Source organism: Streptomyces phytophilus, assembly GCF_013870535.1.
In the GTDB taxonomy this organism is placed as follows: Bacteria; Actinomycetota; Actinomycetes; order Streptomycetales; family Streptomycetaceae; genus Streptomyces; species Streptomyces phytophilus.
The window spans coordinates 1-4,357 of the sequence record NZ_JACBXC010000463.1; the positions used below are offsets into that span (position 1 = coordinate 1).

Genomic DNA, 4,357 nt, shown 5'->3' on the forward strand with positions numbered 1-4,357 from the left:
GCGAGCACCTCGTGCTGGAGGTGGGGGGCGGCTCGCACCGCCTCCGGCTGGCCACGGCGCACGGCTGAGCCCAGACCCCCACGGGGCGGGCCGGAAAGAAGGTTCCGATGAACATACGCGGCAGGGCGCTCGGCTGCGCCGCGGTGGCCGTGGCGCTGCTGGCGGCGGCGGCCGGGTGCGGCGCGGACGCCGGGGGCGACGGCGAGATCGTCGTCTCCGTCTGGGACGACGGGCGCGAGGAAAGCTCCATCGACGTCGCCGCCCGCGACTTCGAGAAGGCGCACCCCGACCTCACGGTGACGGTGCAGAAGAACCCGTTCGACCAGCATCTCCAGGCGTTGCGCCGGCAGTTGGGCGCGGGCCGGGCGCCGGACGTGGCGATGACCGTCGTCGGCTACGGCGAGTCCGGCACGGTCCGCGCGCTGGCCGACAAGGGGCTGCTGGCCGACCTGGGCGAGAGCCCCTGGGCCGGCCGGCTGCCCGACACCGTCGCGGGCGCCGTCGGGGACGGCTCGGAGGTCTACGCCTTCCCCGTCGACTCGATGGCGATCGGCATCGTCGCCAAGAAGGGCACCGACGTGCCCGGGACGTACACCAGCATGCTGACGGCCTGCCGGGACGCCGGGCGCGACGGCAAGACCGCGTTCGCGCTCGGCGGCCACGAGAACTCCAAGATGCCGCACATCGTGGGCTTCGCGCTGGCCGCGTCCACCGTGTACGCGGACGACCCCGGCTACGGCGACAAGCGGCTGCGCGACGAGGTGACCTTCGCCGGCAGCGACGGCTGGGAACAGGCTGTGGCGCGCTTCGGCGAGATGCGGGACGCCGGCTGCTTCGGCGAGAACGCGGCGGGCACCACGCGGGAGGCCACCGCCCGGGCGCTGGGCGACGGCGACGCGCTGATGGCCGTCACGCCGACCGTCACGCTGCCGCTGTGGCAGGCGGCGGCCCCCGACGCGGAGTTCGTCATGGCGCCGTTCCCCGGCGACGACGACCCCGACCGGGTGCTCGTACCCGCCGGCGCCAGCAGCGGCCTCGTCGTACCCGCCAAGGCGAGCGACGCCGGACCCGGCAAGCAGTTCGTCGACTTCTACGCCAAGCACCGCGCCCGCTACGCCGAGATCGACGGCGCCGTGCCCGCCCTGCCGGACGACGGCGGCGGCCCCCGCGCCCCCGGCTACGCCGCGGCGCTGGAGCCGTACCTGCGCGACGGGCGGACCGCCCCGATCATGGACCAGCAGTGGCCCAACCCGGAGCTGATCGCCCGCTTCGACAGCGGCCTTGTGGAGATGCTCACCGGCCGCGCAGAACCCGCCGACGTCCTGGAGTCCATGGACGCGGTGTGGACCTCGGAAGCGCCGTAGGAGCCCGCCATGAAACGACCCGGAGCGGTCCCCTGGCTGTTCGTCGTCCCGGCGGCGGCCCTGACCCTGCTGATCCTCCTCGTCCCCTCACTCGTCGGCGCGGCCTACGCGTTCACCGACTGGGACGGGCTGACCTCGCCGTCCTGGGTGGGACTCGCCAACTTCACCGAGTTCTTCGACGACGGCTCGCACGTCGTCGGGCAGACCCTGATCCTCGCCGGGCTGTACGTCGTCGGCGTCAACGCCGCCGGCCTCGGCCTCGCCCTCGGGCTTGCGCACACGCTGCGCACCCGGCACGTGCTGCGCGCGCTCTTCCTGGTGCCGGCCGTGGTGAGCCCGCTGGTGGTCGCGTACATCTGGACGTTCATCCTGGACGTGGACGGGCCGCTCAACGAGATCCTGGAGGCCGTCGGGCTCGGCTCCTCGGCGCAGCCGTGGCTCGGCCAGCGGAACACCGCGCTCGCGGCCGTCGCGATCGTCATGGTCTGGCAGTTCGCCGGCTACCACATGCTCATCTACCTCGCCGGGCTCCAGGGCGTGCAGCGCGAGCTGCTGGAGGCGGCCGAGGTCGACGGCGCCGGGCCCTGGCGGCGGTTCGCCGACATCACGCTGCCGCTGCTGCGCCCCGCCCTCGTCATCGGCACCGTGCTGTCCACGATCTCGGCCTTCCTCCTGTTCGACCAGGTGATGGCGCTGACCGGCGGCGGCCCCTCCGGCGGCACCGACACCCTCGGCACGTACGTCTACGAGCAGACTTTCGTCAACGGCCGCTACGGCTACGGCTCCGCCGTCGCCCTGCTGCTCGTCGGCGGCGTCTGTCTGGCGGCGCTCGTCCAGATGCGCCTGCTGCGCGGGAGGCGCTCATGAACCGCTACGGCCGCTGGACGGCCTTCCGCGAGGCGGGCTTCTGGATCGCCGCGATCCCCATGCTGCTGCCCGTCTACCTCGTGCTCACGACCGTGCTGCGCGGCCCGGAGGCGCGCGGCGAGTCCGCGCTCCGGCCGCCCGGTGACCCCACCCTGGGCAACATGGAGCGGGCCTGGACGGAGGCCGGCGGCGGCACCGTGTCGTTCTCCCAGGCACTGGTCAACAGCGTGCTGACGACCGCCGCGGTGGTGGCGATCCTCGTCGTCGTCGCGGCCCCGGCCGGGTACGCGCTGGCCCGGCGCGGCTCGAAGCTCTCCGGCGCGGTTTTCGGCATGTTCGCGTTCGCGCTGATCATGCCGATCCAGCTCGGGATCATCCCGTTGTACGGGTTCATGGTCGACGCCGGCCTCACGGGCACCCGCGCCGGGCTGATCCTCGTGTACGCGGGGCTCCAGATGCCGCTGGCGGTCTTCCTCTACACCGGGTTCCTCCGCGGGCTGCCGACCGCGTACGAGGAGGCCGCGCGGGTCGACGGCGCCCGCCCGCTGCGGGTGTTCGCCGGGGTCGTCTTCCCGCTCGTCCGTCCCGTCACCGGCGTCGTCGCGACGCTGACCGGGCTCTTCGTCTGGAACGACTTCTTCGTCGCCCTGGTCTTCGTCGGCGACACGGACAAGGTGACCCTGCCGGTCGCCGTGTACTCCTTCGTCGGCCGGTTCGCCGCGGAGTGGCCGCTGATCTTCGCCGCCGCGCTCATCGCGGCCGGTCCCGTCGTCGTGCTCTTCGGCTTCGCCCAGCGCACGATCATGAAGGGCTTCACCAGCACCCTGCACGGGTGAGAGAGGAAGGCGCGATGACGTCCATCGGCCTCGACCACGTGGTCATGCGGTACGACGGCACCCAGGCGGCAGTGGACGACGTGTCCCTGGAGATCGAGGAGGGCGAGTTCTTCGTCCTCGTCGGCCCCTCCGGGTGCGGCAAGTCGACCCTGCTGCGGCTGCTCGCCGGACTGGAGCGGCCCTCGTCCGGCACCGTCCGGATGGACGGCTCCGACGTCACGGAACTCACCCCGCGGCTGCGCGACGTGGCGATGGTGTTCCAGAACTACGCGATCTACCCGCACATGACCGTCGGCGGCAACCTCGGCTACGGCCTCAAGGTCCGCGGCGTACCCAAGCGCGAGGCGGCCGCCCGGGTACGGGAGGTCGCCGACCTGCTCGGGCTCGGCGACCTGCTCAAGCGCCGCCCCACGACACTCTCCGGCGGGCAGCTCCAGCGGGTCGCGATGGGCCGGGCCATCGCCCGCCGCCCGCGCGCCTACCTGATGGACGAGCCGCTGTCCAACCTGGACGCCAAGCTGCGCGTGTCCATGCGCGCGGAGCTGGAGCAACTGCACCGCCGGCTCGGGGTCACCACCGTCTACGTCACGCACGACCAGGTGGAGGCGATGACGCTCGGCAGCCGGGCCGCGGTGCTGCGGGCCGGTGAACTCCAGCAGGTGGCCGCGCCGCAGGAGCTGTACGCGCGACCGGCCAACGCCTTCGTCGCCGCGTTCATCGGCTCGCCGCCGATGAACTTCGCCCTGGCCACGGCCCGCGAGGACGGGCTCGACCTCGCCGGGTTCGACCTTCGGCTGCCCGCGGAGCACCGTCCGCCGGTCGCCGCGGGGGAGCGCGTGCTGGTCGGCATCCGACCGGAGGAGCTGCGGGCCCCGCAGGCCGCGGGGAAGGACGCGTGCGCGCTGCGGGTGACGTGCGCCGTTCGCCAGAACCTCGGCGCCGACCAACTGCTGTTCTTCCCCGTGCCCCAACTGCCGTACGAGGCCGCGGTGATCGCACGGGCCACCTTCGCGGAGGACCGCCCGGCGGGTCCCGCCGTCGGCAGCGGCGAGCGGCTGCTGTGCGCGCGGGTGCCGGCGGACGTGTCGGTCGAGCCCGGGGACACCGTGGACCTGGCCGTACGGCCAGGGGCGCTGCACTACTTCGCCCCCGACGGCGGGGCGCGCCTGCCGTCCGCCTGAAGGAGGAACGCCATGGACGTCGTCGGCTACACCGACCCGATCTGCGCGGCGCCGGGCGAGCGGATCTCGCTGCGGGTGAGCAGCGCGGACCCGGAGATGCGGGTGACGC

4 protein-coding genes are annotated in these 4,357 nt (G+C 73.4%); all 4 read left to right on the forward strand.

Features of this window, described 5'->3' with window-relative positions:
• Positions 1 to 107: 107 nt before the first annotated feature.
• The 4 genes from H5J30_RS19250 to H5J30_RS19265 are packed head-to-tail and all read left to right on the forward strand — an operon-like array spanning position 108 to position 4,248.
• Positions 108 to 1,364: an ABC transporter substrate-binding protein gene (locus H5J30_RS19250; protein ID WP_181788656.1), complete on the forward strand. Its 1,257-nt coding sequence runs from the start codon at positions 108 to 110 to the stop codon at positions 1,362 to 1,364.
• A 9-nt stretch (positions 1,365 to 1,373) separates the two neighbouring features.
• Positions 1,374 to 2,231, forward strand: coding sequence for a carbohydrate ABC transporter permease (locus tag H5J30_RS19255; RefSeq protein ID WP_181788657.1), 858 nt, complete (start codon positions 1,374 to 1,376; stop codon positions 2,229 to 2,231).
• Positions 2,228 to 3,067: a carbohydrate ABC transporter permease gene (locus H5J30_RS19260; RefSeq protein ID WP_181788658.1), complete on the forward strand. Its 840-nt coding sequence runs from the start codon at positions 2,228 to 2,230 to the stop codon at positions 3,065 to 3,067. The genes H5J30_RS19255 and H5J30_RS19260 overlap by 4 nt, the downstream gene beginning before the upstream one ends.
• Positions 3,068 to 3,081: 14 nt before the next feature.
• Positions 3,082 to 4,248 (forward strand): ABC transporter ATP-binding protein, encoded by a 1,167-nt coding sequence (locus H5J30_RS19265; protein WP_181788659.1) that lies wholly within the window; start codon positions 3,082 to 3,084, stop codon positions 4,246 to 4,248.
• The last annotated feature ends 109 nt before the right edge of the window (positions 4,249 to 4,357 follow it).